This window comes from Aeromonas sp. FDAARGOS 1406 (assembly GCF_019048565.1).
GTDB classification, from domain to species: Bacteria; Pseudomonadota; Gammaproteobacteria; order Enterobacterales; family Aeromonadaceae; genus Aeromonas; species Aeromonas caviae.
Window position 1 is genome coordinate 3,821,494 of sequence record NZ_CP077378.1, and the last position, 23,999, is coordinate 3,845,492.

The following is a 23,999-nucleotide window of genomic DNA, read 5'->3' on the forward strand; positions in this document are numbered from 1 at the left end:
GATGAGTTTCAAGCAACTTCTTGAAAATATGGAACATCACTTCGAGCCGGGTGGCAAGTACGCCAAGTACTATGCCCTGTTCGAAGCGGCGTACACCCTGTTTTATACCCCGGGTTCCGTGACCCGCAATGCCGCCCACGTCCGTGATGCGATCGATCTGAAGCGCATGATGATCATGGTGTGGCTGGCTGTGTTCCCGGCCATGTTCTGGGGCATGTACAACGTCGGCAACCAGTCCATCGCCGCCATCGCCCACATGGGCAGCGCGGCCGGTGCCGATTCCTGGCAATACGCCCTGGCCACCCTGTTCGGTGCCTCGCTGGATCCGGCCGTCGCCGGCATCGGCAGCAAGATGCTGATCGGTGCGGCGCACTTCTTCCCGATCTACATCACCGTCTTCATCGTCGGTGGTTTCTGGGAAGTGCTGTTCGCCATGGTGCGCAAGCACGAGATCAACGAAGGCTTCTTCGTGACCTCCATCCTGTTTGCCCTGATCGTGCCGCCCGAGCTGCCCCTGTGGCAAGCTGCCCTGGGTATCACCTTCGGTGTGGTGCTGGCCAAGGAAGTGTTCGGTGGTACCGGCAAAAACTTCCTGAACCCTGCGCTGGCGGGTCGTGCCTTCCTGTTCTTCGCCTACCCGGGTCAAATCTCCGGCGATGCGGTCTGGGTTGCCGTTGACGGCTTCTCCGGCGCAACCGCACTGAGCCAGTGGGCCCAGGGCGGCCAGATGGCGCTGATCAACGGTGCCACCGGTGAAGCCATCAGCTGGATGGACGCCTTCCTTGGCAACCTGCCCGGTTCCATCGGTGAAGTTTCCACCCTGATGATCCTCATCGGTGCGGCCATGATCGTCTACATGCGTATCGCCTCCTGGCGCATCATCGCCGGCGTCATGGTCGGCATGGTTGCGACCTCCCTGCTGTTCAACGTCATCGGTTCCGATACCAACCCCATGTTCAGCATGCCGTGGCACTGGCACCTGGTGCTGGGTGGCTTCGCGTTCGGCATGGCCTTCATGGCGACCGACCCCGTTTCCGCTGCCTTCACCAACAAGGGCAAGTGGTGGTATGGCGCCCTGATCGGCGTGATGGTGGTGCTGATCCGGGTAGTGAACCCCGCCTTCCCGGAAGGCATGATGCTGGCCATTCTGTTCGCCAACCTGTTTGCCCCCTTGTTTGACCATTTCGTGGCGCAGGCGAACATCAAGCGGAGGATCGCACGTGGCGTTTAATAAAGACTCTACTACCGGCACCCTCGCCGTAGTGACCGGTCTGTGTCTGGTCTGCTCCATCGTGGTCTCCGTGGCTGCCGTGGGTCTGCGTCCGGCCCAGCTGGAAAACAAGGCACTGGACAAGCAAAGCAACATCCTGTCCGTCGCCGGCGTCGACATCAGCGCCGTGGCCAAGCGTGATCTGGCCCAGCTCTATGGCGACAAGATTGAAGCGCGTCTGGTGGATCTGACCAGCGGTGAGTTCGTTGACGGCGACGCCGACAACTTCGACACCAAAGTCGCCGCCAAGGATCCGGCCAAGAGCATCCGTCTGGCCCCGGCCGACGACAAGGCCGGCCTGCGTCAGATCTCCAAGCTGGTTCCCGTGTTCTTCGCGAAAGATGCCGAAGGCAAGGTCGACAACATCATCCTGCCGATCTACGGCCAGGGTCTGTGGTCCACCATGTATGCCTTCGTAGCGGTCGCGGCCGACGGTCAGACCATCAAGGGCATCACCTACTATGACCACGGTGAAACCCCGGGTCTGGGTGGCGAGATCGAGAACCCGGCCTGGCGCGAACTGTTCGTCGGCAAGAAGCTGTTCGACCAGAACGGTCAGCCTGCGCTGCGGGTGATCAAGGGCCATGCTCCGGCTGGTTCCGAGCATGAAATCGACGGCCTGTCTGGTGCAACCCTGACCGGTAATGGTGTACAGCACACCTTCGACTTCTGGATGGGCCCCAAGGGCTTCGGTCCCTTCCTGGCCAAGGTACGTGCAGGAGAAATCAACAATGGCTGACAAGAGCGAAATGAAAAAGTTGCTGTTGACGCCTGTGCTCGGCAACAACCCCATCGCACTGCAGGTGCTGGGTGTCTGTTCCGCGCTGGCCGTTACCAGCCAGATGAAGACGGCGTTCGTGATGACGCTGGCCGTTACCGCGGTCACCGCCTTCTCCAACCTGTTCATCTCCCTGATCCGCAACCAGATCCCGAACAGCGTGCGGATCATCGCCCAGATGGCGGTGATTGCCTCGCTGGTTATCGTGGTTGACCAGGTGCTCAAGGCGTATGCCTATGACATCTCCAAGCAACTGTCGGTGTTCGTCGGCCTCATCATCACCAACTGTATCGTGATGGGTCGTGCCGAAGCCTACGCCATGAAGAGTGCCCCGCTGCCCTCCTTCCTGGACGGTATCGGCAACGGTCTGGGTTATGGCGCCGTGCTGCTGACCGTGGCCACCGTGCGCGAGATCCTGGGTTCCGGCACCTGGTTCGGCATCGAGCTGCTGCCGCTGGTGAACAATGGTGGCTGGTATGTGCCCAACGGCCTGCTGCTGCTGCCGCCGAGTGCGTTCTTCATCATTGGTCTGATCATCTGGGGCGTGCGCACCAAGGATCCCAAGCAGGTGGAGGCGAAGGATTAAGGTATGGAACACTATATCAGTCTGTTGATTCGCTCGATCTTCATCGAGAACCTGGCGCTCTCCTTCTTCTTGGGGATGTGTACCTTCCTGGCGGTGTCCAAGAAGGTCAAGACCGCCATGGGCCTGGGGATTGCCGTTATCGTGGTTCAGACCGTTGCCGTCCCGGCCAACAACCTGATCTACAACTACGTGCTTAAAGACGGTGCCCTGGTATCCGGTCTGGATCTGAGTTTCCTGAGCTTCATCACCTTCATCGGGGTGATCGCGGCCCTGGTACAGATCCTGGAGATGGCCCTGGACAAGTACTTCCCGGCCCTCTACAACGCCCTCGGTATCTTCCTGCCGCTCATCACCGTGAACTGCGCCATCTTCGGCGGCGTCTCCTTCATGGTGCAGCGTGACTACAACTTCGTTGAGTCCGTGGTCTATGGCGTGGGTTCGGGTGCAGGCTGGATGCTGGCCATCGTCGCGATGGCAGGGATCCGCGAGAAGATGAAATATTCCGATGTTCCGGAAGGCCTGCGTGGCCTTGGCATCACCTTCATCACCGCGGGTCTGATGGCGCTGGGCTTCATGTCCTTCTCTGGTATTTCCCTGTAATCGGAAAGGAAATATAGATGGAAATTATTCTGGGTGTGGTCATGTTCACCGTGATCCTGCTGGCCTTGGTGGCAGTCATTCTGTTCGCCAAGTCCAAGCTGGTGACCGCCGGTGACGTGACAATCAGCATCAACGGCGACCCGGCCAAGGCTGTGACCAGCCCGGCGGGTGGCAAGCTGCTTGGCGTGCTCGCCGGCAGTGGTATCTTCGTCTCCTCCGCCTGTGGCGGCGGCGGCTCCTGTGGTCAGTGCAAGGTGCGTGTGAAATCCGGCGGCGGCGACATCCTGCCGACCGAGCTGGATCACATCAGCAAGGGCGAAGCCCGTCATGGCGAGCGTCTGGCCTGCCAGGTCACCGTCCGCTCCGACATGGACATCGAGCTGCCGGAAGAGATCTTCGGCGTGAAGAAGTGGGACTGTACCGTCATCTCCAATGACAACAAGGCCACCTTCATCAAGGAGCTCAAGCTGCAGATCCCGGATGGTGAGAGCGTGCCGTTCCGCGCCGGTGGTTATATCCAGATCGAAGCGCCTGCCCACCACGTGCAGTACAAGAACTTCGATATTCCCGAGGAGTATCGTGGCGACTGGGATCGCTTCAAGATCTTCGAGCTGGAGTCCAAGGTCAACGAGCCGATCATCCGTGCCTACTCCATGGCGAACTATCCGGAAGAGTTCGGCATCATCATGCTGAACGTGCGGATCGCAACCCCGCCGCCCAGCAACTGGACTGCCCCTCCCGGCCAGATGTCTTCCTACATCTTCAGCCTGAAGGCCGGTGACAAGGTGACCATCTCCGGTCCGTTCGGCGAGTTCTTTGCCAAGGACACCGACGCCGAAATGGTGTTCGTCGGTGGTGGTGCGGGTATGGCGCCGATGCGCTCCCACATCTTCGACCAGCTGCGCCGTCTGAAGACCAAGCGCAAGATGAGCTTCTGGTACGGTGCCCGTTCCAAGCGCGAGATGTTCTATGTCGAAGACTTCGACATGCTGCAGGCCGAGAACGACAACTTCCAGTGGCACGTCGCCCTGTCCGATCCGCAACCGGAAGACAACTGGGATGGCTACACCGGCTTCATCCACAACGTGTTGTTCGAGAACTACCTCAAGAACCACGAGGCGCCTGAGGATTGCGAGTTCTACATGTGCGGGCCTCCCGTGATGAACGCCGCCGTCATCAACATGCTGAAAAACCTCGGTGTTGAAGACGAGAACATCCTGCTGGATGACTTCGGTGGTTAATCCATGCGCAGCGTTGTAAAGACCTGGCTAGCCTTCGGGCTAGCCTTTTTCTTGACTGGGTGCGGTCAGGAAACGGTCCAATCGAAGCCGGAGATCCACATCACCGGCAGCACCATGGGTACCTACTACTCCATCAAGGTGGCAGATAGCGCTGTTCAGGATGCCGCCAGGCTGCAAGCCGAGGTCGACGTCTTGCTGGAGCGGGTCAACGATCAGATGTCGACCTATCGCCCGGATTCCGAGCTGTCACGCTTCAACCAGCACAAGAGCAATACCCCTGTGGTGGTTTCCCGCGATACCGCGCGGGTGGTGACCGAGGCCATTCACATTGGCCGCGAGAGCCGCGGGGCGCTGGATGTCACCGTCGGTCCTCTGGTCAATCTGTGGGGCTTTGGGCCGGATGCCAGACCGACCAAGGTGCCGTCCGACGAGCTGATCGCCCAGACCCGGCAGAAGACGGGCCTTGGCAATCTGCATGTGATAACCTCTGCCGATGCCGATACCCTGCAAAAGGACATCCCGGACCTCTACGTGGATCTCTCCGCCATTGCCAAGGGGTTTGGCGTGGACAAGGTGGCCGAGTACCTGGAGTCCCAGGGGGCGCGCAACTATCTGGTGGAGATCGGCGGCGAGCTGCGCATCAATGGTGTCAACGGCAAGGGGCATCCCTGGCGTGTCGCCATCGAGAAGCCGACCGTCAATGCCGGTTCCGTACAGGAGGTGATCCTGCCCGGTGACAACGGGGTGGCCACCTCGGGCGAGTACCGCAACTATTACGAGCTGGACGGCAAGCGCTTCTCCCACACCATGGATCCGCTGACGGGCAAGCCCATCCAGCACCGCCTGGTGTCGGTGACCGTCATCCACCCCTCCTGCATGACTGCAGACGGGTTGGCGACCGTGTTCATGGTCATGGGGCCGGAGAAGAGCCTGGCCTATGCCAAGGAACGGGGGCTGGCCATCTTCACCATCACCAAGACGGATGACGGGTTCGAAGAGGCCTATTCGGATGCCTTCAAACCATATCTGGTCAAGAAGTAAGGGGTAACTACATGCAGATCTTTCTGATCACCTTCGGGGTGTTTCTGATGGTCGTGGTGGCCATGGCCATCGGCTACATTTTCCAGCGCAAGTCCATCTCCGGCTCCTGTGGCGGCCTGGGTTCCATCGGGATCGAGAAGGAGTGCGACTGCCCCGAGCCTTGTGACAACCGCAAGAAGAAGATGGCCAAAGAAGAGGCCCGTCGCAAGATGCTGGTGGACAACCGCATCATCTAACGGTGGATATCGCTCTGAAGGCAGCCTTGCAACGAAACGAGCCGACCCCTGGGTCGGCTCGTTTTTATATGTGGCATGGGGTCAGTAGTCATATTGGCTGCATGCCTTTGCCTTGAACTCTTTCTTTCGCTTTGCCAGCTCTTCCCTGGTGCCCAGTTCATCTCCCTGCCTGATGGCGGTTTCCAGTATCTCGATGCGCTTGTACAGCCAGCTGCATTCGGCTGTCGGGTGATCCTTGGCCATGGTCGCTAGCGGCAACAGCAGCAGGCAGAGCCCCGCCCGGATGATGCTCATGCTTCTCCTCCTTGAGTCTCGTGTGGATGTGGCCTTGAGAGTCTATGCCGCCGCGCCCGCGCGCAGACTGGCAGAAATGACAGGCTTGGGGTAGCATGGAACGTCCAACTGGTTATCCATACAGTATTTTTGGCGTTCGACATGTCTCCTCGCCGGATGCCCAGGGTCTATCCCTATGATCTGTTCGGGAGGCTGTCGACATAGCAACAGACACGGCCATGCGCAAGATCATTCACATCGACATGGACTGCTTCTTCGCCGCGGTGGAGATGCGGGACAACCCGGCCCTCAGGGAGGTGCCGCTCGCCATTGGTGGCGCCGCCGACCGACGCGGGGTCATCTCCACCTGCAACTACGTGGCGCGCCGCTTCGGGGTGCGCTCCGCCATGCCGAGCGCCCTGGCCAGAAAGCTTTGTCCGCCATTGGTGCTGATCCCCGGGCGGATGGCCGTCTACAAAGAAACTTCGCGCCAGTTGCGCGCCATCTTCCTGCGCTACACCGAGCAGGTGGAGCCGCTCTCCCTCGATGAAGCCTATCTCGACGTGACCCAGAGTCCCCGCTGCGGTGGCAGCGCCACCATGATGGCGGCGGAGATCCGCGCCGCCATCAGCGCCGAGCTTGGGTTGACTGCCTCGGCCGGTGTGGCGCGGAACAAGTTTCTGGCCAAGCTCGCCTCGGAGCAGCGCAAGCCTGACGGCCTGTTCGTCATCCGCCCCCAGGAGGTGGACGAGTTCGTGCGTCAGCTCCCTCTTGGCAAGTTGCCCGGCATCGGCCGCAAGACGGCAGAGCGGCTGGAGTCCCTCGGGCTGTATTCGTGCGAAGATGCCCGCCAGCTCGGCAACGAGGAGCTGATCGCCCGTTTCGGCAAGCTCGGGGAGATGCTGGCCGGCCGCATCTGGGGGCATGACGATCAGCCGGTGCAGGCCAGGCGGGTGCGCAAGAGCATCGGTGTGGAGACGACGCTCGCCAGCGACGTGCTGGACGAGGACGCCTGCTGGCAGGTGCTTAGCCGGCTCATTCCCGAGCTGGAGCAGCGTTTTGCCAAGGCCTGCCCTGCGGAGATGCTGATGGGGCAGGGGATCAAGCTGAAGTTTGCCGATTTTCACCAGACCACCGTTTATCGCAAGGGGAGTTATCAGGCGGCCCGCTTCCACGATCTGCTGCACGAGGGACTGCAACGGGCTCAAGGAAAGCCCATTCGCCTGCTCGGTCTGGTCGTTGGTTTGCCCGGAGCGGGTGAAATCAATCAATTAAGCCTGGATTTCTGCTGATTTAGTTAAGTTTTTGTATCCAAAACCGATACAGTGTTCACATCTGTAGACGTTAGGAAATAGTGGCATGAGTTCTCTTTCTGTTCAGGGACGGATCACCCTGATCGCCGGTTGCTGTCTGCTGGCCAGTGCCGTCGCGCTGGTGGCTTCTTCTCTTTTCAACGCGGCCCGCATGCAGGAGCAGGTGCTCACCTCCACCACCCTGGAGGGGCAGCACGCGGCAGAAAACTGGATGCAGGCCATGGGAGCGACCCAGGCAGCCCGGGTGACCAGCTACCTCGATGAGGCTTACTTCAGGGCGACCCTGCTTGCCGAGGGTATCTTGTTCCAGCGCAAGAACGCGGCCGACAACTTCGTTCACTCCGAGGCGCTGCGCAATGCCGTCAACCAGCAGTTGCAGGATGCGGCGGAGTCGTCAGCGAACCTGCTCGGTGTCTATGCGGTATTCGAACCCAACCAGCTCGACGGGGAGGATGACAACTATCAGGGGTCGACGGCGCTCGGGGCCAACGACAAGGGGCGTTTCTCCAGCTATTGGGCCAGGGTCGATGGCAAGGTGACCCTGGAGGTGATGGACGAGGCGATACTGGCCAACGACAAGCCCTCCGGACACGGCGGCCTTGAGAACGACTGGTACAGTTGCAGCATCCGCAGCAAGGCGCTCTGTCTGCTCGAACCCTATGTGGACGAGGTGGGGACCCAGCAGGTGTTGATGACCTCGGTAACCGTGCCGCTGCTGGACCAGGGCTCCCTGCTTGGCATGGTGGGGGTCGACATCTCCCTGGGGACCCTGCAGAGCCTGGTGGAAGAGATGGGCCGGACCCTCTACAAGGGGCAGGGCAAGATGCTTCTGCTCAGCAGTGAAGGGCGGGTGGCCGGCGTGGAAGGGTTCCCCGTCGCCCTTGGCAATCTGCTGGAGCAGCAAGGGCTGGCGCAGGATCTCAAGGGGTGGCTGACCAAGGGAGATGTGGTGACGCGCTGGAGCCCGGATGGCGCACTGTTGCAGACCTTCGTGCCGGTCAGCATGCGCGGTACGGATCGCAAGTGGGGCACCTATATCGAGCTGCCCCGCGCCGTGGTGCTCGCCTCGGCCCTGCAACTGCAAGGGGAGCTTGAGGATCAGGCCCAGCGCATCGTGGCCACCCAGCTCACGATAGGTGGCGGGATTTCGGCGCTCGCCCTGCTCTGCATCTGGCTGATGGCCCAGCGCATCGTGGCGCCCATCCGTGCCGTGGTGGCACGCCTCAAGGACATCGCCAGCGGGGAGGGGGATCTCACCCAGCGCATCGATCTGCGCAGGGATGACGAGATAGGCGAGCTGGCCAAGTGGTTCAACAACTTCCTGGACAAACTGCAATCCACCATCAGCCAGGTGATCGACACCGTTGCGGGCACTCGGGCCAGTGCGGCCCTGGCGGCGCAAGGGGCAGCCCGTACCAGCGCCGGCATGCAGTCCCAGTATCAGGAGGTGGATCTGGTGGCGACCGCGTTTGAAGAGTTGAGCGCTACCGCCCTGCAGGTCGCCGGCAATGCCAATGCGGCGGTGGCGGCGGCCGATGAGGCCGACACGGCGGCTCAGGAGGGAAAGTCCGTGGTGGCGCAGACCCAGGAGGCCATGTCCAGACTGATGACGGTGATAAGCGACGCCAAACCAGTGGTGGAACACCTCTCCGCCAACAGCGACAACATCAACGACATCCTGGTGGTGATCCAGGGGATTGCCGAGCAGACCAACCTGCTTGCCCTGAACGCGGCCATCGAGGCGGCCCGAGCCGGTGAGCAGGGGCGCGGTTTTGCGGTGGTCGCCGACGAGGTGCGCAACCTGGCGGGCCGAACCCAGAACGCCATCGTCGAGATCCAGAACCTCATCGGCCAGTTGCAGTCGGGGACGGAGGCGGTGGTGAAGGCGATCCTGACCGGTCATCACCAGGCGGATCTGACCCTCACCAAGGTGGAGCAGTCGGTCAGCGTGCTGGAGCAGATCATCCAGGCTGTCGGCACCATCCACCAGATGAATGAGCAGATCGCGAGGGCCGCGCAGGAGCAGAGCGGCGTGGCGGACGAGATCAATCGCAACGTCAGCAACATTCGCGATGTGAGCCATACCATTCGGGCGGAAGCGGCGACCTCCGCTGACAACGGGCGCGAGCTGTCGCAACTGGCGGACAAGCAGCAGCAACTGGTGGGCCAGTTCCGGGTGTAGGGGAGGATAAGAAAAAAGGCGCCATCCAACCGGAGGCGCCAAACACATTCAGATGACAGACTGGGTTAAATCGACCTGATTTAGCCCTTCTTCCCGCAGAGGAAGAAACACAACACCACAATCACTGTCGACTCACTCACAAAAACCACATGTAAACCAACATGGAAGAGAAGGTGTGAGCCATATGACAACGAATTGCGTGGCGAATTATGTTTATTCACTGGTCGACCCGCAACCGACAATTTATAATGCGCCCCATTAGAAAAATTCATCGTCGGCCGATTCCATGTCTCGTCGTTTACCTCCGCTCAATGCACTGAAAGCGTTTGAAGCCGCGGCTCGTCACTTGAGCTTTACCCGCGCAGCAGAAGAGCTGTTCGTGACCCAGGCAGCCATCAGCCACCAGATCAAGGCGCTGGAGGAGTATCTCGGCATCAAGCTGTTTCGCCGCAAGAATCGCTCCCTGCTACTGACCGAGGAGGGGCAGAGCTACTTCCTCGATATCAAGGACATCTTTGCCTCCATCTCCGAGGCGACTGACAAGCTGCTGGCCCGCAGCGCCAAGGGGGCGCTCACCGTCTCCCTGCAGCCGAGCTTCGCCATCCAGTGGCTGGTGCCCCGCCTGGTCAAGTTCAGCGAACGCCACCCGGACATCGATGTGCGGATCAAGGCGGTGGACATGGACGAGGGCTCCCTCACCGACGACGTGGACGTGGCCATCTACTACGGCCGCGGCAACTGGCCGGGGCTGCGCTCGGACAAGCTGCACACCGAGTACCTGATCCCGGTCTGCTCCCCCCTGCTGCTGACCGGCCCCAAGCCCCTGCGCACCCCGGACGATCTGACCCGTCACACCCTGCTGCACGACACCTCCCGGCGCGACTGGAAGGCCTGGTTCCGCCAGCTCGATATCGACGCGCCCAATGTCAATCAGGGGCCCATCTTCAGCCACTCCACCATGGTGATCCAGGCGGCGATCCACGGTCAGGGGGTGGCGCTCGGCCACAGCGTGCTGGCCCAGCCGGAGATCGAGGCGGGGCGTCTCATCTGCCCGTTCGAGCAGGTGCTGGTGAGCAAGAACGCTTTCTATCTGGTGTGTCAGGAGCAGCAGTCCGATCAGGGCAAGATAGTGGCTTTTCGCGACTGGATGCTGGAACTGGTCGAGCAGGAAGAGGCCCGCAGGCGTGCCCGCCTTGCCGATGCCTGAGGAGTTGACCTGGTGACTGACCTGACAAGAGAGGGGGCGAGTGACGCCCCCGTTCGCATTCTGCTGGCCCACGGCGCGGGGGCGGGCATGGAGCACAGCTTCCTGGCCGAGTTGTCGCGACTGCTGGCGGGGCCGGAGATCGAGGTGGTGCGCTTCAACTTCCCCTACATGACCAAACGGGCTCAGGACGGCAAACGCAGGCCGCCGGACAGACAACCCGTGCTGCTGGCGCACTGGCGCGAGATGGTGCGCCAGTTTGCCCATCCCCGGCTGTTTCTGGCGGGCAAGTCCATGGGGGGAAGGATGGCGGCCGAGCTATTTTGCGAGGGGGGCGACAAGATGAATGCTGCAGGATTGATCGTTCTCGGGTATCCTTTCCACCCCCCGGCCAAGCCCGACGCATGGCGGGGCGAGGTGCTCAAGCAGATCACGACGCCCACGCTGCTGCTGCAGGGGGAGCGCGATACCTTCGGTTCCCGCGCCGAGCTGGCCGATTTCCCCTTCTCACCCGCCGTATCGGTCCACTGGCTGACCGACGGGGATCATGGTTTCAAACCGAGAAAGGCGAGCGGCATGAGTGAGCAGGAGAACCTGCGCCTGGGTGCGGAGCGGATCAAGGGTTTTATCGCGGCGTTGGGCCGCTCCTGACCATCTCGAGCGGGTCGAGAGAAGAAGCGTGCAAGGAGAGAAGATGCAGATCCAACGACATTGGCTGGTGCTGGCAGGTTTCTTCGGTCTGACGGCCACCATGCTCGGGGCCTACGGCGCTCATGGGCTGGCGGCGACCGGCATCGCCCCTTCGTTGCTGGCGGCGTTCAACACCGCCGTGCAATACCAGTTTTTCCACGCCCTGGCCCTGCTGGTGCTGGGGTTGTGCGGCGTGCGCGGCAAGGTGATCACCTTCGCGGGCGCCGTCTTTGTGCTGGGGATCCTGGGATTCTCCGGCAGTATTTACGCCATGGTGCTGCTTGGCAGCAAGGGGCTGGGGCTCATCACCCCGGCCGGTGGCCTCTGTTTTATGTTGGGATGGGCGGCTCTGATGTGGGTCGGCTGTCGTCTTGGAGGAAAGAATGAATAATCTGCTGCTTTATTGCCGCCCGGGTTTTGAGAAAGAGGCGGCGGCAGAGATCACCGAGCGTGCCGGCAACATGCAGTGCTACGGCTTTGCCCGGGTCAAGGACGACAGCGGCTATGTGATCTTCGAGTTGTATGACGAGGAGCAGGCCGATCTGCTGGCGCGCAAGCTGCCGTTCCGCGAGCTCATCTTCATTCGCCAGATGCTGGTGGTGACCCACGAGCTGAAAGATCTGGAAATAAGCGATCGGGTCTCTCCCATCCTGGAGGCGGCGAGTGGCTACGCCATTTGCGGGGATCTGCGGGTGGAGACGGCCGACACCAACGAGGCGAAGGAGCTCTCCGCCTTCTGCCGCAAGTTCACCGTGCCGCTTCGCCAGGCGCTGCGCAGCAACGAGATCCTGACCAAGAAGGAGACCCCGAACCGTCCCGTGTTCCACGCCTTCTTCCTGGCCAACGACCACCTGATGCTGGGGTACTCCTACTCCTTCAACAACTCTGCCTTCCACATGGGGATCCCGCGCCTGCGATTCCCGGCCGATGCCCCGAGCCGCTCCAGCCTCAAGCTGGAAGAGGCGTTCTACGTCTTCGTGCCGAAGGAAGAGTGGGACTTACGCCTGTGCTCCGGCCTGAAGGCCGTGGATCTTGGTGCCTGCCCGGGTGGCTGGACCTATCAGCTGGTGCGTCGCGGCATGATGGTGACGGCGGTGGACAACGGCATGATGGCCCAATCCCTGATGGACACAGGTCAGGTGAAGCACATCCGTGACGATGGTTTCGTGTGGCGGCCGAGCAAGAAGAATACCTACTGGCTGGTGTGCGACATGGTGGACAAACCGGCGCGAGTGACCCACATGGTGGCCGACTGGTTCAGGGAGAACGACTGTCAGGAAGCCATGTTCAACCTCAAGCTGCCGATGAAGAAGCGCTACGCCGAGGCGGTGCACAACATCGAGGTGTTGCGCGGACTGCTGGCCGAGATCGACAGCGGCTTCATCATTCAGGCCAAACAGCTCTATCACGATCGCGAAGAGATCACGGTGCACGTCTACAACAAGTTCTGGGTCTCCAAGTTGTCTCCCAAGTCTTGAAGCAGCATCGGGAACAGGGCATGAAAAAACCGGACGGTGACGTCCGGTTTTTTTGTGTCTGGGCCATCAGAAGCGGTAGTCCAGACGCATCATGGACTCGTCGTCGGTGATCTTCAGCTCAATTTGCAGGGGAATGGTCTTGTCACTGGGGTTGAACTGCATCTTGACGCCATCCCCGCGAAGCTTGACCGAGGTGTTGATGCCGCCAGCGTTGAACTTGATCCTGGGCTTTTGCTTTTCGAAGGAGAGGCTGACGCTCTTCTCTGCCGTGAGGTTCAGTTTCTGATAGGGGGTGATCTGCCGATTACCGTTGCTGTCGGTGGTGATATCCACCCCCAGGGAGAGCGGCTTGGGCTGTTTGAGCAGATCGTTGGTATCCAGGGTGGATTGCCAGGTCTGCTTGGCTGGCGCCTCGTGCTGGGGAGGCGGCGTCAACCAGGCATTGTCGACTGGCCTGTCTAATGCCGTGGCACTGCTGCTGACAATCAGCAAGATGAAAGTAGCACGCATGGTGGATCTCCTTATCCCTCATATCAACATAGTATTCATCTGGCGAGGGAGGTAGGGAGGCGTTGGCATAAAACAAAGGGAGCCGAAGCTCCCTTTTAAAATCATATGGTTGGATTCTATTTATAGACGGTCGATGATGGCCTGGGTGAATTCGCTGGTGGACGCTGTGCCCCCCAGGTCACGGGTCACCCGATCGCCGGACTCGATGGTCGTCCGCACGGCCTCGCGAATGCGCTCCGCCTTGTCCTGCATGCCGAGATACTCCAGCATCTGGATGGAGGCGAGGATCACCGAGGTGGGGTTGGCGATGTTCTTGCCGGCGATGTCCGGCGCAGAGCCGTGTACCGCTTCGAAGATGGCGGCCCCTTCACCGATGTTGGCGCCTGGCGCCATGCCCAGCCCCCCCACCAGACCGGCACAGAGATCCGAGAGAATGTCGCCGAACAGGTTGGTGGTGACCATCACATCGAAGCGCTCCGGGTACATCACCAGGTTCATGCAGGCGGCGTCGACGATCATCTCCTCGTTCTGGATGTCCGGGTAGCGGGCCGCGACCTGACGGGCCACTTCCAGGAACAGGCCGGAGGTGGACTTGAGGATGTTGGCCTTGTGGATGATGGTGACCTTCTTGCGTCCTTCCTGGCGCGCCAGCTCGAAGGCGAAGGTGACGATGCGCTCGGCCCCTTCCCGGGTGATGATGCTCATCGCCTCGGCGCTCTGGTTGTCATCGCTGCGCTTCTGGCCGGCACCGGAGTACATGCCTTCGGTGTTCTCGCGCACCGTGATGATGTCGATGTTGTCGTAACGGCTCTTGGTGCCCTTGAAGGAGAGGACGGGGCGCACGTTGGCGTAGAGATTGAACTTCTTGCGCAGGGAGACGTTGATGGAGGTGAAGCCACCGCCGACCGGAGTGGTGAGCGGGCCTTTCAGGCTGACCTTGTTCTTCTCGATCAGGTCGAGGGTGGCCTGGGGCAGCAGCTCGCCATGTTTTTCCAGGGCTACCAGACCGGCGTCTGCGTATTCGTAGTCGAAGTCACAACCCGCGTGGGTCAGGATCTGGATGGCGGATTCGATGATGCTGGGGCCGATGCCGTCGCCCGGGATGACGGTAATCTTTCTTTTTGACATGAGGCGTATCCACTTCTAGGGAACAGAGGGGGAGGATTCGTCGGCTTTATACCATTTTTGCACCACATTCTCCATGTTTCTTTACATTTTACCCATTTATGTCAACAGGTACGGCCTGTCTTGGGAAATGGTGTGCTGGGGATCACGCCCCGGCATCAGGGATGGGAGGGTAGCGGATCTCCCGCAGGTTGAACCCGAGCGGGATATCGTGCTGCAGCCGGACCAGGCGTTGGGCCAGCAGGGCCTCTTCCCGGTGCTGGCGCAGCTTGAGCAGGGGTCTGGTGGCCTCCTCCCGCTCACAGGCCTCCAGCATGGCAGCCAGGTCCCCGTATTGCTGCAGCAACTGGGTGGCGGTCTTGGGGCCAATGCCGGGCACCCCCTTGATGTTGGAGCCGCTGATACCGGTCAGGGCCCAGAAGTCCACAAGCTGGGTCGGTGTAACGCCGTACTGCTGCTGGACGAAGGCGGCATCCAGCCAGCGTTTGTTGAAGTAATCCCGCACCCGGATCTGCGGGCAGATGAGCTGGCAGAACCCCTTGTCGGTGGAGATGATGGTGGCGCTGGCGCCGTGCTGGGCAATGCCGCTTGCCAGGGTGGCGATGAGATCGTCCGCCTCGTCGGTCTGGGAGAGCAGGGCATCCACACCGCACTCCCAGAAGGCGTCCTGCAGGTCGGCAAGCCCTTCTCTCAGCTCATCCGGCATGGGGGTGCGGCCCTCCTTGTAGGGGGGATAGAGCGTCTTGCGCCAGCTGTGGACCTCACCGTCAAAGACCGCGATGGCGTGGGTCGGCTTGCTGGCCGCCAGGAGCTTCTTGCAGGTGTTGATGAGGTTGGCACGGGTGGCGAGCAGGGCCTGAGCCGGGGTCAGTCCCTGCTGGCTCTGCACCGCGTGCAGTCGGCGGATGAGGTTGAGGGCATCGATGATGAGCAGGTGTGGCATGGGGCACTCCGGGCGTCGGGGATTGCCATTGTAACAATGGTGGCGTCTCCTGCTAACCCCGTAGAAGACCAGTCAATAAAAGAGGGGCCCATGGGCCCCTCCGGTGCGGTGCATTGTGATGTCCCGACTATTTGACTATCTCGTAGCAGGGAACGTACTGGCTGCCCGGCAGCTTCATGCGCTGCTGCTTGACGAAGCTTTCCAGCAATCTGTCCATCAGGTGCATCAGCTCCTTGTCGCCGTGCAGCTTGAAGGGACCCTTCTTCTCGATGGCCCTGATGCCCCCTTCCTTGACGTTGCCTGCGACGATGCCTGAGAAGGCGCGGCGCAGGTTGGCTGCCAGCAGCTGGGGTGGCTGGTTGCGATGCAGATCCAGGCTGGCCATGCTGGCGTGATCCGGCTCGAACGGCAGCTGGAACTCGGGCTCGATCCGCAGGGACCAGTTGAAGGAGTAGGCATCTCCCACCGACTTGCGGTATTCGCGGATCTTCGGCATCGCCTCCTTCATCACGCGGGCCACCTCGGGCGCATCGCCGATGATGATCCGGTAGAGACTGGTGGCGGCTTCCCCCAGGGTCGCCTTGACGAAGTCGTCGATGGCGCGGAAGTAGTCGGCGCTCTCTTTCGGGCCGGTCAGCACGATGGGGATGGGTTGGCGATCGTTGGCCGGGTGCATCATGATGCCGAGCAGGTAGAGCAGCTCCTCGGCAGTGCCGACCCCGCCCGGGAAGATGATGATGCCGTGACCCAGACGCACGAAGGCTTCCAGCCGCTTCTCGATGTCCGGCAGGATCACCAGCTCGTTGACGATGGGGTTCGGCGGTTCGGCGGCGATGATGGAAGGCTCGGTGAGACCGATGTAACGGCCGTTGCGCACCCGCTGCTTGGCGTGGCCGACGGCGGCCCCCTTCATGGGGCCCTCCATGGCACCCGGACCGCAGCCGGTACAGATGTTGAGCTCGCGCAGACCCAGCTCGCTACCCACCGCCCGGGTGTACTGGTATTCCACCTCGTTGATGGAGTGGCCGCCCCAGCAGACCACCAGGTTGGGATCGGCGCCGGGCAGGATCGCCTTGGCGTTGCGCAGGATGGCGAACACCACATTGGAGATATGGGTGGAGCTGGTCAGGTTGACCAGACGATTGGACTCGAGCTGGGTCGACACATAGAGAATGTCCCGCAGCACGGAGAACAGGTGCTCCTGGATGCCGCGGATGATCTCGCCGTCGACGAAGGCGTGCTCGGGGGCGTTGAACAGCTCGAGCTTGACCCCGCGCTCGCGCCGGATCACGTGAATATCGAAGGATTTGAAACGTTCCAGTATCTCTTTGGAACTGTCGGTATGGCTGCCGGAGTTGAGGACCGCCAGCGAGCAGTTGCGAAACAGTTGATAGATATCGCTGGAGGCCGTCTGCTTGAGGCGATCCACCTCGAGCTGGGACAGCAGGTCCATGCTGCCCACGGGATTGATGTGTGTAATCATAATTTCCCCTTTCACTCGCTTGTTATCGTTGTGCTTTCCCTGGGGAGAAAACGGGATGCTTTGGCATCCCTCGGGTTCGATAGTAGAGGCAAGGGGGTGGGCAGGGGAATAGGGGGACTGTGCGTTTGCCGCTTTTTTAGCCGCCCCTCAAAGCGGATTCAGGCGAGATTGACCTGATCCCGGCCGGAGTGCTTGGAACTGTAAAGCGCCTTGTCGGCGCGCTCGAACGCATCCGTGGTATGGTCGCCGGTCCGAAACAGGGTGGCACCGATGGAGATGGTGATCTCGACCCTGGCATCGCGAAAGCGGAACGGGATGCTCTTGATGGTCTGACGCAGGTTCTCCAGCGGCTTCTGGTACTTGTCCGGATTGATGTTCGGCAGCAGGACCACGAACTCCTCACCGCCAAAGCGGGCGATGAAGTCGGTGTCGCGCAAGGCGTTCTGCAGGGCCTTGGCAACCACCTTCAATGCCTTGTCGCCGGCCATGTGGCCGTAATTGTCATTGATGTGCTTGAAGTGGTCGATGTCGATGATGGCCAGGCACAGGGGGGTGCCATAGCGTAGCCAGCGTTTGTATTCGAGCTCGAGCCGCTCGTCCAGGGCCGCCCGGTTGTGTACCTGGGTCAGGCTGTCGAGGAAGAGCTTGTGTTTCTGGATGCTGAGCCGCTTCTTGTACTCGGCGGTCTCGTCCTTCATCAACCTGAGCTTGGCTTCCATGTTGGAGAGGTGGGTGAGCAGGTGGCGCTCGCGGTTGGCCATCTCCTCCCGCTCCTGCTGCAGCCGGCGGATGGTGTCCAGATGCCCAGAAATGGCGCCCCTGAGTATCTGTGGCGAGTCATGGGCTGCCATGGCGCGATCGATGGCGGCGAGTTCCCGCTCCAGCGCCTGTCCGCTGAGATGGGCGGCATTTTGCAGCGCCCGCCCTTCATCCAGGGATTCGGTAAAGCTGTAATGGACCGAGGAGAGACTCTCGTTCAGGGTACTGAGAAACGCCTGGGAGGCTTTGCGCTCTTCCCGGGTACCCTCGATGATGAGTTCGATGATCTGCAGGCAGACTTCGGCCAGCAGGGCAGGGGTGATGCCCCCGAGCAACTGGCGGCGGATGTCTGCGAGGCTCTCGCCCACGGCGCCGGCAAAGTCGAGCTCGGTGATGAGACGCTGCAACTCGTCTGAAATCTGGGCATGTGCCTTGATGTCAAAGGAGTCGGTAGGGGCCGGGCTGGAGAGCTCGGTGGGGATCTCCGCCGAAGGGGGGATCAGCGGCTTGCGCGGCAGCAGCTGGATCTTGATCGCCTGCTGGTAGAACTCCAGCAGCCGGATCACCTTCTTCTGGTGATCGCCGATGCCGTAACTCTCCGGGCTGGCGAGAAACTCCTTGAGGGCGCGGCGGGTATCTTCCGGAAACCCCTTGATGGTTTTGAGCTGTTTGCTGCCGAGATCGATGGCTGCCCGGGTCAGGCTGATGGACTCTTCCATGGTGTGGCTGTGCTGCTGCAACAGCTTCTCGATGGCGATCAGATCGGCATCGATGGAGGTGAGCGGAGGGTTGCCTTCAAGTTTCTGCTTGAGCTTGGCGAGCCGGTTGTCGAGCTCGCGATCGTGGCCGCGACAGGCTTGCATCAACTTGCCGATGAACTGGATACTGCGGGTGCGTTCGGCATCGGAGAAGCTCGCCATGCCGTCAAGCTCCTGCTGTTTCTGCTGGAGGGATTCCCTGAGTCTTGCCAGTTGTCCTGTTACGGCAGCCATATCATTCATTCTTCAGGTCGCCCTGTTGTCATTATCGTTTTTGTTTCGTCCAGCAACAGAAAGCCAATCAAAGACCCCGTTGAGTACCTTTTTGTCAAGGATTGTCCGCAACCTTCATCCGTGAAAGCGCAAGCCAGTTAACCCATTGCTTTTCATGAGAAGAATTTACTTTTACCAGTCCCTTGTCAATTGCCATCAAGCAGCATTGCCACACATCTCCGTTAAAAAATGCGGCCTGCTGGCAATCGATGGCGGCCAGCTCAAGCCAGACGCTCTGCTGGCATTTTTCGCTGAGCTGAATGGCACCCGAGAGGGCCAGGTAGCAGAGATCGAACAGGCCGTGGTGATCGAGGGCCATGGCTGCCTTGGGCAGGAAGGGATGGCTGACGATGCCGAGGCTGATGCGCCTGTCCAGCTGGTGCTCGCAGGGGAAGGCTGCCAGGGTGTCGAGCAGGGTCTGGGCCAGCTGATGCAACTGGGCCACGTGGCGCTGGGGCACCACATAGAGCAGGTGGCCTTCGCGCAGGTCGTAGATGCGGCCATCCTGCGGGGTCAGTTCGTTGACGTAACGGCCGAAGGCCTGCTCTATCTCGCGGCTGACCTGATAGCCGTGCTGCTCCAGGCTGTTGATCAGGAAGGGAACCCGGAACAGCAGGTAGTGCAGCTTGTCGTCAAATTCGCTGGTGGGGCGTTCGCTCAGGTACCAGCGCTCGGATTTTTGCTGGCGCTTTGCCATCTCCCGCGGCCAGCGGCTCATCAGTCGCTGCCAGTTGGCCAGGCCGCTGCGCGGCTCTACCAGCAGGGCCTCTCCCAGCTGTTTGGCATGAAGGCGCGCGACCCGCAGTTTCAGCCAGAGGGTGAAGAACAGATAGATGAAGAGTGCCAGCAGCAGCCCGGTGCTGACGCTGGTCCAGAGGTATCGCTCCTGCTGGTGCTGGCTGACGTCGAGTTGCTGTTCCAGCTCCTTGACCTGTTGCACACGCTCCACCTGGGCGTAGTTGTCGCGCACCGCCTCCTGCTCCAGCGCCAGCTGTTGCTGGCGAACCAGTTCGCTGCGCTGGTGGTAATTCTTGTAGCTCTCCAGGGCCTGCTGGAGGTAACCCTTCTGCTCATAGGCGACGGAGAGCAGGCGGAAGATCTCGAACTGGCGCCGGATGTCCCCAATCCGGTTGGCCAGGGTGAGGGCGTTCTCCAACTGCAGGATGGCGATGCCCGCCTCCTGCTGCTTGAGGTGCAGCTCTCCCAGCAACAGCAGGGTGTCGATGAGCGACTCCTTGTCATCCCCCAGCTCATGGGACTGGCGTGCGGCGTTCAGGTAGTTTCGCGCCAGGTTGAGGTTGCCGGTCTGCAGGTAGGTCTTGCCTATCTCGAACTTGAGATGGGCGATGCGGGTACGGTTGCTGCTCTCGTCCAGCAGGTCGAGGGCATTGAAGAAATAGACCAGCGCCATGTTCATCTCGCCCTGATCCCGGTTGAGACGGGCGAGCACGATCAGGGCGTCGCTCAGCATGGAAGGATTGCCGAGAGCATGAAAATAGTTGGCCGCCTCGCTGGCGTATTGCAGCGCTTTTTGTGGCTCCTGCTCTTCCTGATAGAGGCTGACCATCTGGTTCGAGAGCAGGCCGAGGAAGAGGGGATCCTGCAGGGGCTTGGCTTGCTGTTGTGCTTCGATGTACTCCCCCAGTGCAAGCTGGGGCTGATCCAGAGCCTGATAGAGATCCCCGCCCACGGCGCTGGTCCAGGCCCTGGCCAGAGGCTGTTTGGCGTGATCCGCCCATTTGCGGGTCTCTGCCAGCTGCTGTTTGGCGAGATCGAATTGCCGCTCCTCTATGCTGGCGTTGACGCGCAGCAAGCGGCTGTAGACCTGCAACTGGCTCTCCTTGAGGTCGGGATTGGCCAGCAGTTTGTCGAGTTTGTCGAGCAGGGGGGACGCGGCGCCATGGGTATGCTGTTGCAGGTTGCGGCTTCTAACCAGCAGATAGAGCCCATGGGCCTGCAGCTCGAACTGCTGCTCTTTCTCGGCCATGGCGATGCCCTGCTCAAAGGACTCCTGTGCCTGGGTGAACTGCCCTAGCTGCTGCAGACACTCCCCCTTGAGCAGATAGGCGCCCGTGGTCTGGGTGGCGGTACCGTAGTTCAGCATCGGCTCGCGATAGCCGTACTCCTGACGGTTGCTGATGATCTGCTTGGGATTGTTGGCCGTGCGTTCGAGGAAGGAGGTGGCAATCTGGGCACATCTGGCGGGATCGGTCAGCACCAGGGTCTGGGCCTGCTGCAGGTCGATGGACAACTGCTCCTTGGCCAGATCCAGATCAGGAGCCGACAGGGAGGACATCATCATTGCCAGAAAAAACAGTTGATTCATTGGATTAAGAACGGCACGGAGGTGCAGGCATGTTATCCAAGCCCACCCCCGCCCGTCCAGAGTTTACTGAGGTGATGCGCAGCGGGCCGCAGCCCGCAGGATGGCGGCGCCGGTGATTACTGGCGAATGAGGCGCAGGTTCGCCGGAACCGGCTCCCAGTCGCTGCGGAAAGGGTTGATGTCCAGGCCGCCGCGGCGGGTGTAACGGGCATGGACGGTCAGTTTTTCCGGGGCGCAGAAGTGCTTGAGATCGGTAAAGATGCGCTCGATGCACTGCTCGTGGAACTCGTTGTGCTGGCGGAACGAAATGAGGTAGCGCAACAGCTTCTCCCGGTCGAGACGCGGGCCGCGATAGTGGATCACCACGGATCCCCAGTCCGGCTGGCTGGTCACCAGGCAGTTGGACTTGAGCAGGTGGCTGTGCAGGGTCTCCTCCACGATCTCGTGACCGGCGGCCCCTTGCAGCAGGGTCTCGTCAAACTCGTAGCCGTCCACCTCGATATCCAGGCTGTCGATGCACTCACCGGGCAGCTGGGCTATCTGGTGGGGGGCCTGGTCGAGGGTGAAGAGGGTGACGCTCACCGGGGCACCAGCGCAGCCACTCAGGTCCTGAACCAGCAGCGCCTGCACCGCCTCCAGGGAGTCGCAGCGGGTCTGGTTGAAGGAGTTCAGGTAAAGCTTGAACGACTTGGACTCGATGAGATTCGGGCTGGTAGCAGGCACAAAGGCCTCCCCGATGGCAACCACGGGCTTGCCTTTGGCATTGAGCCAGGAGAGTTCATACAGGGTCCAGACGTCGCACCCCTGGAACGGCAGTTCACCTCTCAGGCCAAGATCGTCGCGGTTCAGGCTGCGTGGCACGGGCTGCAGCAAACTCGGGGTGTACTGGCTGATGTAGGCGGACTGCTGCCCCAGGCTCAGGCCTTGCAGCACACTGGCGCCGGCGTATCTCTCTTGTTTGCTCATGCTGGTTTGCTCACGCTTGTCTGATAAGGGGTTTGATGGTGCAATGGCCCGATTTTTCGATCAGGTACTTGCGGCCATCAGAGGCCGCTATTGTGGGGAATATCGATGTCGGATCAAGTCCTGTCTGCCCTGGAGCAGTTCTTTTTACGCTGGCAGCGCGATGGCGAAGGAAGGCGGGGGCTGCCCCTGTGTGACTGGGAGGCCGACTGGCGCTCTCCTTGCGAGCTGGATGAACCCAGGGAGGGGCGGGTCGCCTGGCGTCCGTTCCAGCGGGAGCAGGCAGCCGACTTCACGGCCATGGCGAACGCCCTGGAGCTGACCCTGCATCCCAGCGCCATCGCCCTGTTTGGCCACTGGTTCAGCCGCCCTCTATCCTGCTCTTTCAAGGGGTTGCGCATCGAACTCATCCTGCCGTGGAACGATGCCGATCTGGATCTGCTCAAGGAGAACCTCATCGGCCACCTGCTGATGCTGCGCAAGTTGAAGCGATCCCCTTCACTCTTCATTGCCACGACCCGCAACGAGATGACGCTGGTCTCCCTCGATAACGAGAGCGGCCAGGTGTGGCTGGAGTGGCTGGACTCCGGGCGGCGCCTGACGCTGGCCTCCTCGTTGCCGGCCTTTCTGGCGCGACTGGAAACCTTGCCCCAGTGATGCCCCAAAAGAGAGGGCCTTGCCACCTGGCAAGGCCCTCTCTTTTTAATGCGCCATTGTGCGCGGTGGGCACCTACTCCTTGAAGTCCCAGGAGAGGTTGGAGACCAGCCTGCAAGGCTCGCACCTGAAGTCGAAGATCTCGTGCAGGGGGGCGGCCAGCGCCCATGGGCCACCACAGCCAGGGCAGGGGCGAGCCCGCTCTTCGGTAGCGCTCAGGCCACCTACCCGGTAGAGATAGTAATAGGTGGGGATGCCGCTCAGGAGCTCCAGCCGTCTGGCGAGATCGCTGCCCCGGCGATGAAGGCGGCTGCCCACCTCGCCGATTTCGTGCAGGGCGGCGTGTTCGGCGATGGAGCCGTTCATCTGCAACTGATCGCAGGCTTCCCAATCTTCCTGCCACTTGATGATCTGCTTGTGGTCACCGTTGGCGACGGCGGGCAGCCGATAGAGCGGTATGGGAGCGAAGTGGTCGCCGCAGCGCAGGGGAGAGCAACTGTGCAGGAAGCTGGTGTAGAGCAGCATCCAGCTGGAACGCTCCCCCTGCTCTGCGCACGGGTCCGTGCTGTCCGAGAGCAGATCCGCCCCTTGCAGGTGGAGTTTGGGGGCGAGCAGGCCCGCCTGGTGCAGACCTTGCTCGGCAAGGGCGACCAGCTCGCTCTGGTTGTCAGGGTGCAGGCTGTCCTGCTCCGGGCAGACCACCCGGCTGACGAAATAGCCTTCGTGCATGCTGGTGGGAAACTCCCGCCCCAGGATCTGACCCTGATAGCGCAGCATGTCGAGGTAGTGGACGATGGCCCGTTCGGCCTCCCCGAGGGAGGTATCGCGGTAGCACTCAAAGGTGAGTTCGAGGATATACATGGCGATGGGTCAATCCGGCTTCTGGTTGAGCAGCAGATCGGTGAGGCGATCGACCTTCTGCTCCAGCCGGGCGAGCTGCTCGCTCAGCTGCTGAAGAGTGACGCTTTCCGTGGCCAGGGGGGACGCCTCGGGGGCACTGGCGGGGGCGGGCGCTGTCGACGCGGGCTGGGGTTGCTGCTTCCACTGGCTCAACACCTTGAGCAGCTCGGCCATGGGCACGGGATGGCTGAGGCGGGCCTTGACCATGGCGGTAGAGGGGGTGATCCCCCTGGCACTGAGTTCGTTGGCTATCTGGATGATCTCTTGGGCTGACATCTTGGCTCCTGCACGGCCGTCTTGCTGCGGGTGGATAGTGGCACAGAGCTTAATCAAAGCCTGTCCATCAGGAAAGCGGAGCGAAGGGCGTGGGTGGCGAGAGGGAGGGGATTGGCGGCTCCGCGTCTACCCAACGC

Annotated in this window: 24 protein-coding genes; 14 read left to right on the top strand and 10 right to left on the bottom strand. The window is 61.2% G+C overall.

Features of this window, described 5'->3' with window-relative positions; translation table 11 throughout:
• The first annotated feature begins 1 nt into the window (after window position 1).
• From I6L36_RS18120 to nqrM, 7 genes are read left to right on the top strand one after another with little or no spacing between them, the layout of a single operon-like run.
• Window positions 2–1,231, top strand: a complete 1,230-nt coding sequence (locus tag I6L36_RS18120) for an NADH:ubiquinone reductase (Na(+)-transporting) subunit B (protein ID WP_010673367.1) — start codon at window positions 2–4, stop codon at window positions 1,229–1,231.
• Window positions 1,221–2,009, top strand: coding sequence for a Na(+)-translocating NADH-quinone reductase subunit C (locus I6L36_RS18125; protein WP_029313922.1), 789 nt, complete (start codon window positions 1,221–1,223; stop codon window positions 2,007–2,009). The genes I6L36_RS18120 and I6L36_RS18125 overlap by 11 nt, the downstream gene beginning before the upstream one ends.
• Window positions 2,002–2,634 (top strand): NADH:ubiquinone reductase (Na(+)-transporting) subunit D, encoded by a 633-nt coding sequence (locus I6L36_RS18130; RefSeq protein WP_005303545.1) that lies wholly within the window; start codon window positions 2,002–2,004, stop codon window positions 2,632–2,634. The genes I6L36_RS18125 and I6L36_RS18130 overlap by 8 nt, the downstream gene beginning before the upstream one ends.
• A gap of 3 nt (window positions 2,635–2,637) precedes the next feature.
• Window positions 2,638–3,234, top strand: a complete 597-nt coding sequence (gene nqrE, locus I6L36_RS18135) for an NADH:ubiquinone reductase (Na(+)-transporting) subunit E (RefSeq protein ID WP_005303538.1) — start codon at window positions 2,638–2,640, stop codon at window positions 3,232–3,234.
• A 17-nt stretch (window positions 3,235–3,251) separates the two neighbouring features.
• Window positions 3,252–4,475 (top strand): NADH:ubiquinone reductase (Na(+)-transporting) subunit F, encoded by a 1,224-nt coding sequence (nqrF, locus tag I6L36_RS18140; RefSeq protein ID WP_010673369.1) that lies wholly within the window; start codon window positions 3,252–3,254, stop codon window positions 4,473–4,475.
• Between the two features lie 3 nt (window positions 4,476–4,478).
• A complete protein-coding gene (locus I6L36_RS18145; RefSeq protein WP_109112121.1) occupies window positions 4,479–5,516 on the top strand; it encodes an FAD:protein FMN transferase in 1,038 nt (345 codons plus the stop codon).
• Between the two features lie 11 nt (window positions 5,517–5,527).
• Window positions 5,528–5,752 (top strand): (Na+)-NQR maturation NqrM, encoded by a 225-nt coding sequence (gene nqrM, locus I6L36_RS18150; protein ID WP_010673371.1) that lies wholly within the window; start codon window positions 5,528–5,530, stop codon window positions 5,750–5,752.
• A gap of 81 nt (window positions 5,753–5,833) precedes the next feature.
• Here nqrM and I6L36_RS18155 read toward each other — a convergent pair whose 3' ends face one another.
• The gene (locus I6L36_RS18155) at window positions 5,834–6,046 is read right to left on the bottom strand and encodes a hypothetical protein (protein WP_039040708.1); all 213 of its coding nucleotides are present in this window, start codon (window positions 6,044–6,046) and stop codon (window positions 5,834–5,836) included.
• Between the two features lie 218 nt (window positions 6,047–6,264).
• On the opposite strand from I6L36_RS18155, the gene dinB reads away from it, so the two are divergent.
• The 6 genes from dinB to rlmM all read left to right on the top strand — a co-directional run bounded on the left by dinB (window position 6,265) and on the right by rlmM (window position 12,892).
• On the top strand, window positions 6,265–7,317 hold the full coding sequence (gene dinB / locus I6L36_RS18160; protein WP_109112120.1) for a DNA polymerase IV: 1,053 nt from the start codon (window positions 6,265–6,267) through the stop codon (window positions 7,315–7,317).
• A gap of 67 nt (window positions 7,318–7,384) precedes the next feature.
• Entirely contained in the window at window positions 7,385–9,520 is a 2,136-nt protein-coding gene (locus tag I6L36_RS18165; RefSeq protein WP_109112119.1) for a methyl-accepting chemotaxis protein, read from the top strand.
• A gap of 286 nt (window positions 9,521–9,806) precedes the next feature.
• Complete coding sequence (locus I6L36_RS18170) at window positions 9,807–10,727, top strand: transcriptional regulator GcvA (RefSeq protein WP_029313926.1); 921 nt, start codon at window positions 9,807–9,809, stop codon at window positions 10,725–10,727.
• Window positions 10,728–10,739: 12 nt separating this feature from the next.
• The gene (locus tag I6L36_RS18175) at window positions 10,740–11,375 is read left to right on the top strand and encodes an alpha/beta fold hydrolase (RefSeq protein WP_109112118.1); all 636 of its coding nucleotides are present in this window, start codon (window positions 10,740–10,742) and stop codon (window positions 11,373–11,375) included.
• A gap of 43 nt (window positions 11,376–11,418) precedes the next feature.
• Window positions 11,419–11,805: a DUF423 domain-containing protein gene (locus I6L36_RS18180; RefSeq protein WP_109112117.1), complete on the top strand. Its 387-nt coding sequence runs from the start codon at window positions 11,419–11,421 to the stop codon at window positions 11,803–11,805.
• Window positions 11,798–12,892: a 23S rRNA (cytidine(2498)-2'-O)-methyltransferase RlmM gene (rlmM, locus tag I6L36_RS18185; RefSeq protein WP_042864272.1), complete on the top strand. Its 1,095-nt coding sequence runs from the start codon at window positions 11,798–11,800 to the stop codon at window positions 12,890–12,892. Before I6L36_RS18180 ends, rlmM begins: the two co-directional genes overlap by 8 nt.
• Window positions 12,893–12,958: 66 nt before the next feature.
• Here the strand turns inward: rlmM and I6L36_RS18190 are convergent, their stop codons facing one another.
• From I6L36_RS18190 to queF, 7 genes are all read right to left on the bottom strand, one after another.
• Window positions 12,959–13,402, bottom strand: coding sequence for a hypothetical protein (locus tag I6L36_RS18190; protein WP_010673379.1), 444 nt, complete (start codon window positions 13,400–13,402; stop codon window positions 12,959–12,961).
• Between the two features lie 120 nt (window positions 13,403–13,522).
• Entirely contained in the window at window positions 13,523–14,530 is a 1,008-nt protein-coding gene (locus I6L36_RS18195; protein ID WP_049636264.1) for an isocitrate dehydrogenase, read from the bottom strand.
• A gap of 142 nt (window positions 14,531–14,672) precedes the next feature.
• Window positions 14,673–15,470 carry a flap endonuclease Xni gene (gene xni, locus I6L36_RS18200; RefSeq protein ID WP_103858151.1) on the bottom strand — a complete coding sequence of 266 codons (798 nt, stop codon included), beginning with the start codon at window positions 15,468–15,470 and terminating at the stop codon, window positions 14,673–14,675.
• A gap of 127 nt (window positions 15,471–15,597) precedes the next feature.
• On the bottom strand, window positions 15,598–16,953 hold the full coding sequence (ppnN, locus tag I6L36_RS18205; protein ID WP_010673382.1) for a nucleotide 5'-monophosphate nucleosidase PpnN: 1,356 nt from the start codon (window positions 16,951–16,953) through the stop codon (window positions 15,598–15,600).
• 158 nt (window positions 16,954–17,111) lie between these two features.
• Window positions 17,112–18,713, bottom strand: a complete 1,602-nt coding sequence (locus I6L36_RS18210; protein ID WP_043152479.1) for a diguanylate cyclase — start codon at window positions 18,711–18,713, stop codon at window positions 17,112–17,114.
• Window positions 18,714–18,798: 85 nt separating this feature from the next.
• Window positions 18,799–21,069 carry a hypothetical protein gene (locus I6L36_RS18215; protein ID WP_109113043.1) on the bottom strand — a complete coding sequence of 757 codons (2,271 nt, stop codon included), beginning with the start codon at window positions 21,067–21,069 and terminating at the stop codon, window positions 18,799–18,801.
• A gap of 116 nt (window positions 21,070–21,185) precedes the next feature.
• Window positions 21,186–22,034 carry an NADPH-dependent 7-cyano-7-deazaguanine reductase QueF gene (gene queF / locus I6L36_RS18220; RefSeq protein ID WP_109113044.1) on the bottom strand — a complete coding sequence of 283 codons (849 nt, stop codon included), beginning with the start codon at window positions 22,032–22,034 and terminating at the stop codon, window positions 21,186–21,188.
• 105 nt (window positions 22,035–22,139) lie between these two features.
• Here queF and syd point away from each other — a divergent pair, with 105 nt between their 5' ends.
• Entirely contained in the window at window positions 22,140–22,688 is a 549-nt protein-coding gene (gene syd, locus I6L36_RS18225) for a SecY-interacting protein (protein ID WP_109113045.1), read from the top strand.
• Window positions 22,689–22,761: 73 nt separating this feature from the next.
• On the opposite strand, the gene I6L36_RS18230 is transcribed toward syd, so the two are convergent.
• Together I6L36_RS18230 and I6L36_RS18235 are read right to left on the bottom strand one after the other, a co-directional pair.
• Entirely contained in the window at window positions 22,762–23,547 is a 786-nt protein-coding gene (locus tag I6L36_RS18230) for a Zn-ribbon-containing protein (protein WP_109113046.1), read from the bottom strand.
• A 9-nt stretch (window positions 23,548–23,556) separates the two neighbouring features.
• Window positions 23,557–23,862 (bottom strand): DNA-binding protein, encoded by a 306-nt coding sequence (locus I6L36_RS18235; RefSeq protein ID WP_052816317.1) that lies wholly within the window; start codon window positions 23,860–23,862, stop codon window positions 23,557–23,559.
• Window positions 23,863–23,999: the final 137 nt, after the last annotated feature.

Excerpts from the sequence above, each read along its gene's own strand:
- I6L36_RS18120 (WP_010673367.1), top strand. The coding sequence starts at position 2 with ATGAGTTTCAAGCAACTTCTTGAAAATATGGAACATCACTTCGAGCCG.
- I6L36_RS18130 (WP_005303545.1), top strand. The coding sequence starts at position 2,002 with ATGGCTGACAAGAGCGAAATGAAAAAGTTGCTGTTGACGCCTGTGCTC.
- nqrE (WP_005303538.1), top strand. The coding sequence starts at position 2,638 with ATGGAACACTATATCAGTCTGTTGATTCGCTCGATCTTCATCGAGAAC.
- nqrF (WP_010673369.1), top strand. The coding sequence starts at position 3,252 with ATGGAAATTATTCTGGGTGTGGTCATGTTCACCGTGATCCTGCTGGCC.
- I6L36_RS18145 (WP_109112121.1), top strand. The coding sequence starts at position 4,479 with ATGCGCAGCGTTGTAAAGACCTGGCTAGCCTTCGGGCTAGCCTTTTTC.
- nqrM (WP_010673371.1), top strand. The coding sequence starts at position 5,528 with ATGCAGATCTTTCTGATCACCTTCGGGGTGTTTCTGATGGTCGTGGTG.
- I6L36_RS18155 (WP_039040708.1), bottom strand. The coding sequence starts at position 6,046 with ATGAGCATCATCCGGGCGGGGCTCTGCCTGCTGCTGTTGCCGCTAGCG.
- dinB (WP_109112120.1), top strand. The coding sequence starts at position 6,265 with ATGCGCAAGATCATTCACATCGACATGGACTGCTTCTTCGCCGCGGTG.
- I6L36_RS18165 (WP_109112119.1), top strand. The coding sequence starts at position 7,385 with ATGAGTTCTCTTTCTGTTCAGGGACGGATCACCCTGATCGCCGGTTGC.
- I6L36_RS18170 (WP_029313926.1), top strand. The coding sequence starts at position 9,807 with ATGTCTCGTCGTTTACCTCCGCTCAATGCACTGAAAGCGTTTGAAGCC.
- I6L36_RS18180 (WP_109112117.1), top strand. The coding sequence starts at position 11,419 with ATGCAGATCCAACGACATTGGCTGGTGCTGGCAGGTTTCTTCGGTCTG.
- rlmM (WP_042864272.1), top strand. The coding sequence starts at position 11,798 with ATGAATAATCTGCTGCTTTATTGCCGCCCGGGTTTTGAGAAAGAGGCG.
- I6L36_RS18190 (WP_010673379.1), bottom strand. The coding sequence starts at position 13,402 with ATGCGTGCTACTTTCATCTTGCTGATTGTCAGCAGCAGTGCCACGGCA.
- I6L36_RS18195 (WP_049636264.1), bottom strand. The coding sequence starts at position 14,530 with ATGTCAAAAAGAAAGATTACCGTCATCCCGGGCGACGGCATCGGCCCC.
- xni (WP_103858151.1), bottom strand. The coding sequence starts at position 15,470 with ATGCCACACCTGCTCATCATCGATGCCCTCAACCTCATCCGCCGACTG.
- ppnN (WP_010673382.1), bottom strand. The coding sequence starts at position 16,953 with ATGATTACACACATCAATCCCGTGGGCAGCATGGACCTGCTGTCCCAG.
- I6L36_RS18210 (WP_043152479.1), bottom strand. The coding sequence starts at position 18,713 with ATGAATGATATGGCTGCCGTAACAGGACAACTGGCAAGACTCAGGGAA.
- I6L36_RS18215 (WP_109113043.1), bottom strand. The coding sequence starts at position 21,069 with ATGAATCAACTGTTTTTTCTGGCAATGATGATGTCCTCCCTGTCGGCT.
- queF (WP_109113044.1), bottom strand. The coding sequence starts at position 22,034 with ATGAGCAAACAAGAGAGATACGCCGGCGCCAGTGTGCTGCAAGGCCTG.
- syd (WP_109113045.1), top strand. The coding sequence starts at position 22,140 with ATGTCGGATCAAGTCCTGTCTGCCCTGGAGCAGTTCTTTTTACGCTGG.
- I6L36_RS18230 (WP_109113046.1), bottom strand. The coding sequence starts at position 23,547 with ATGTATATCCTCGAACTCACCTTTGAGTGCTACCGCGATACCTCCCTC.
- I6L36_RS18235 (WP_052816317.1), bottom strand. The coding sequence starts at position 23,862 with ATGTCAGCCCAAGAGATCATCCAGATAGCCAACGAACTCAGTGCCAGG.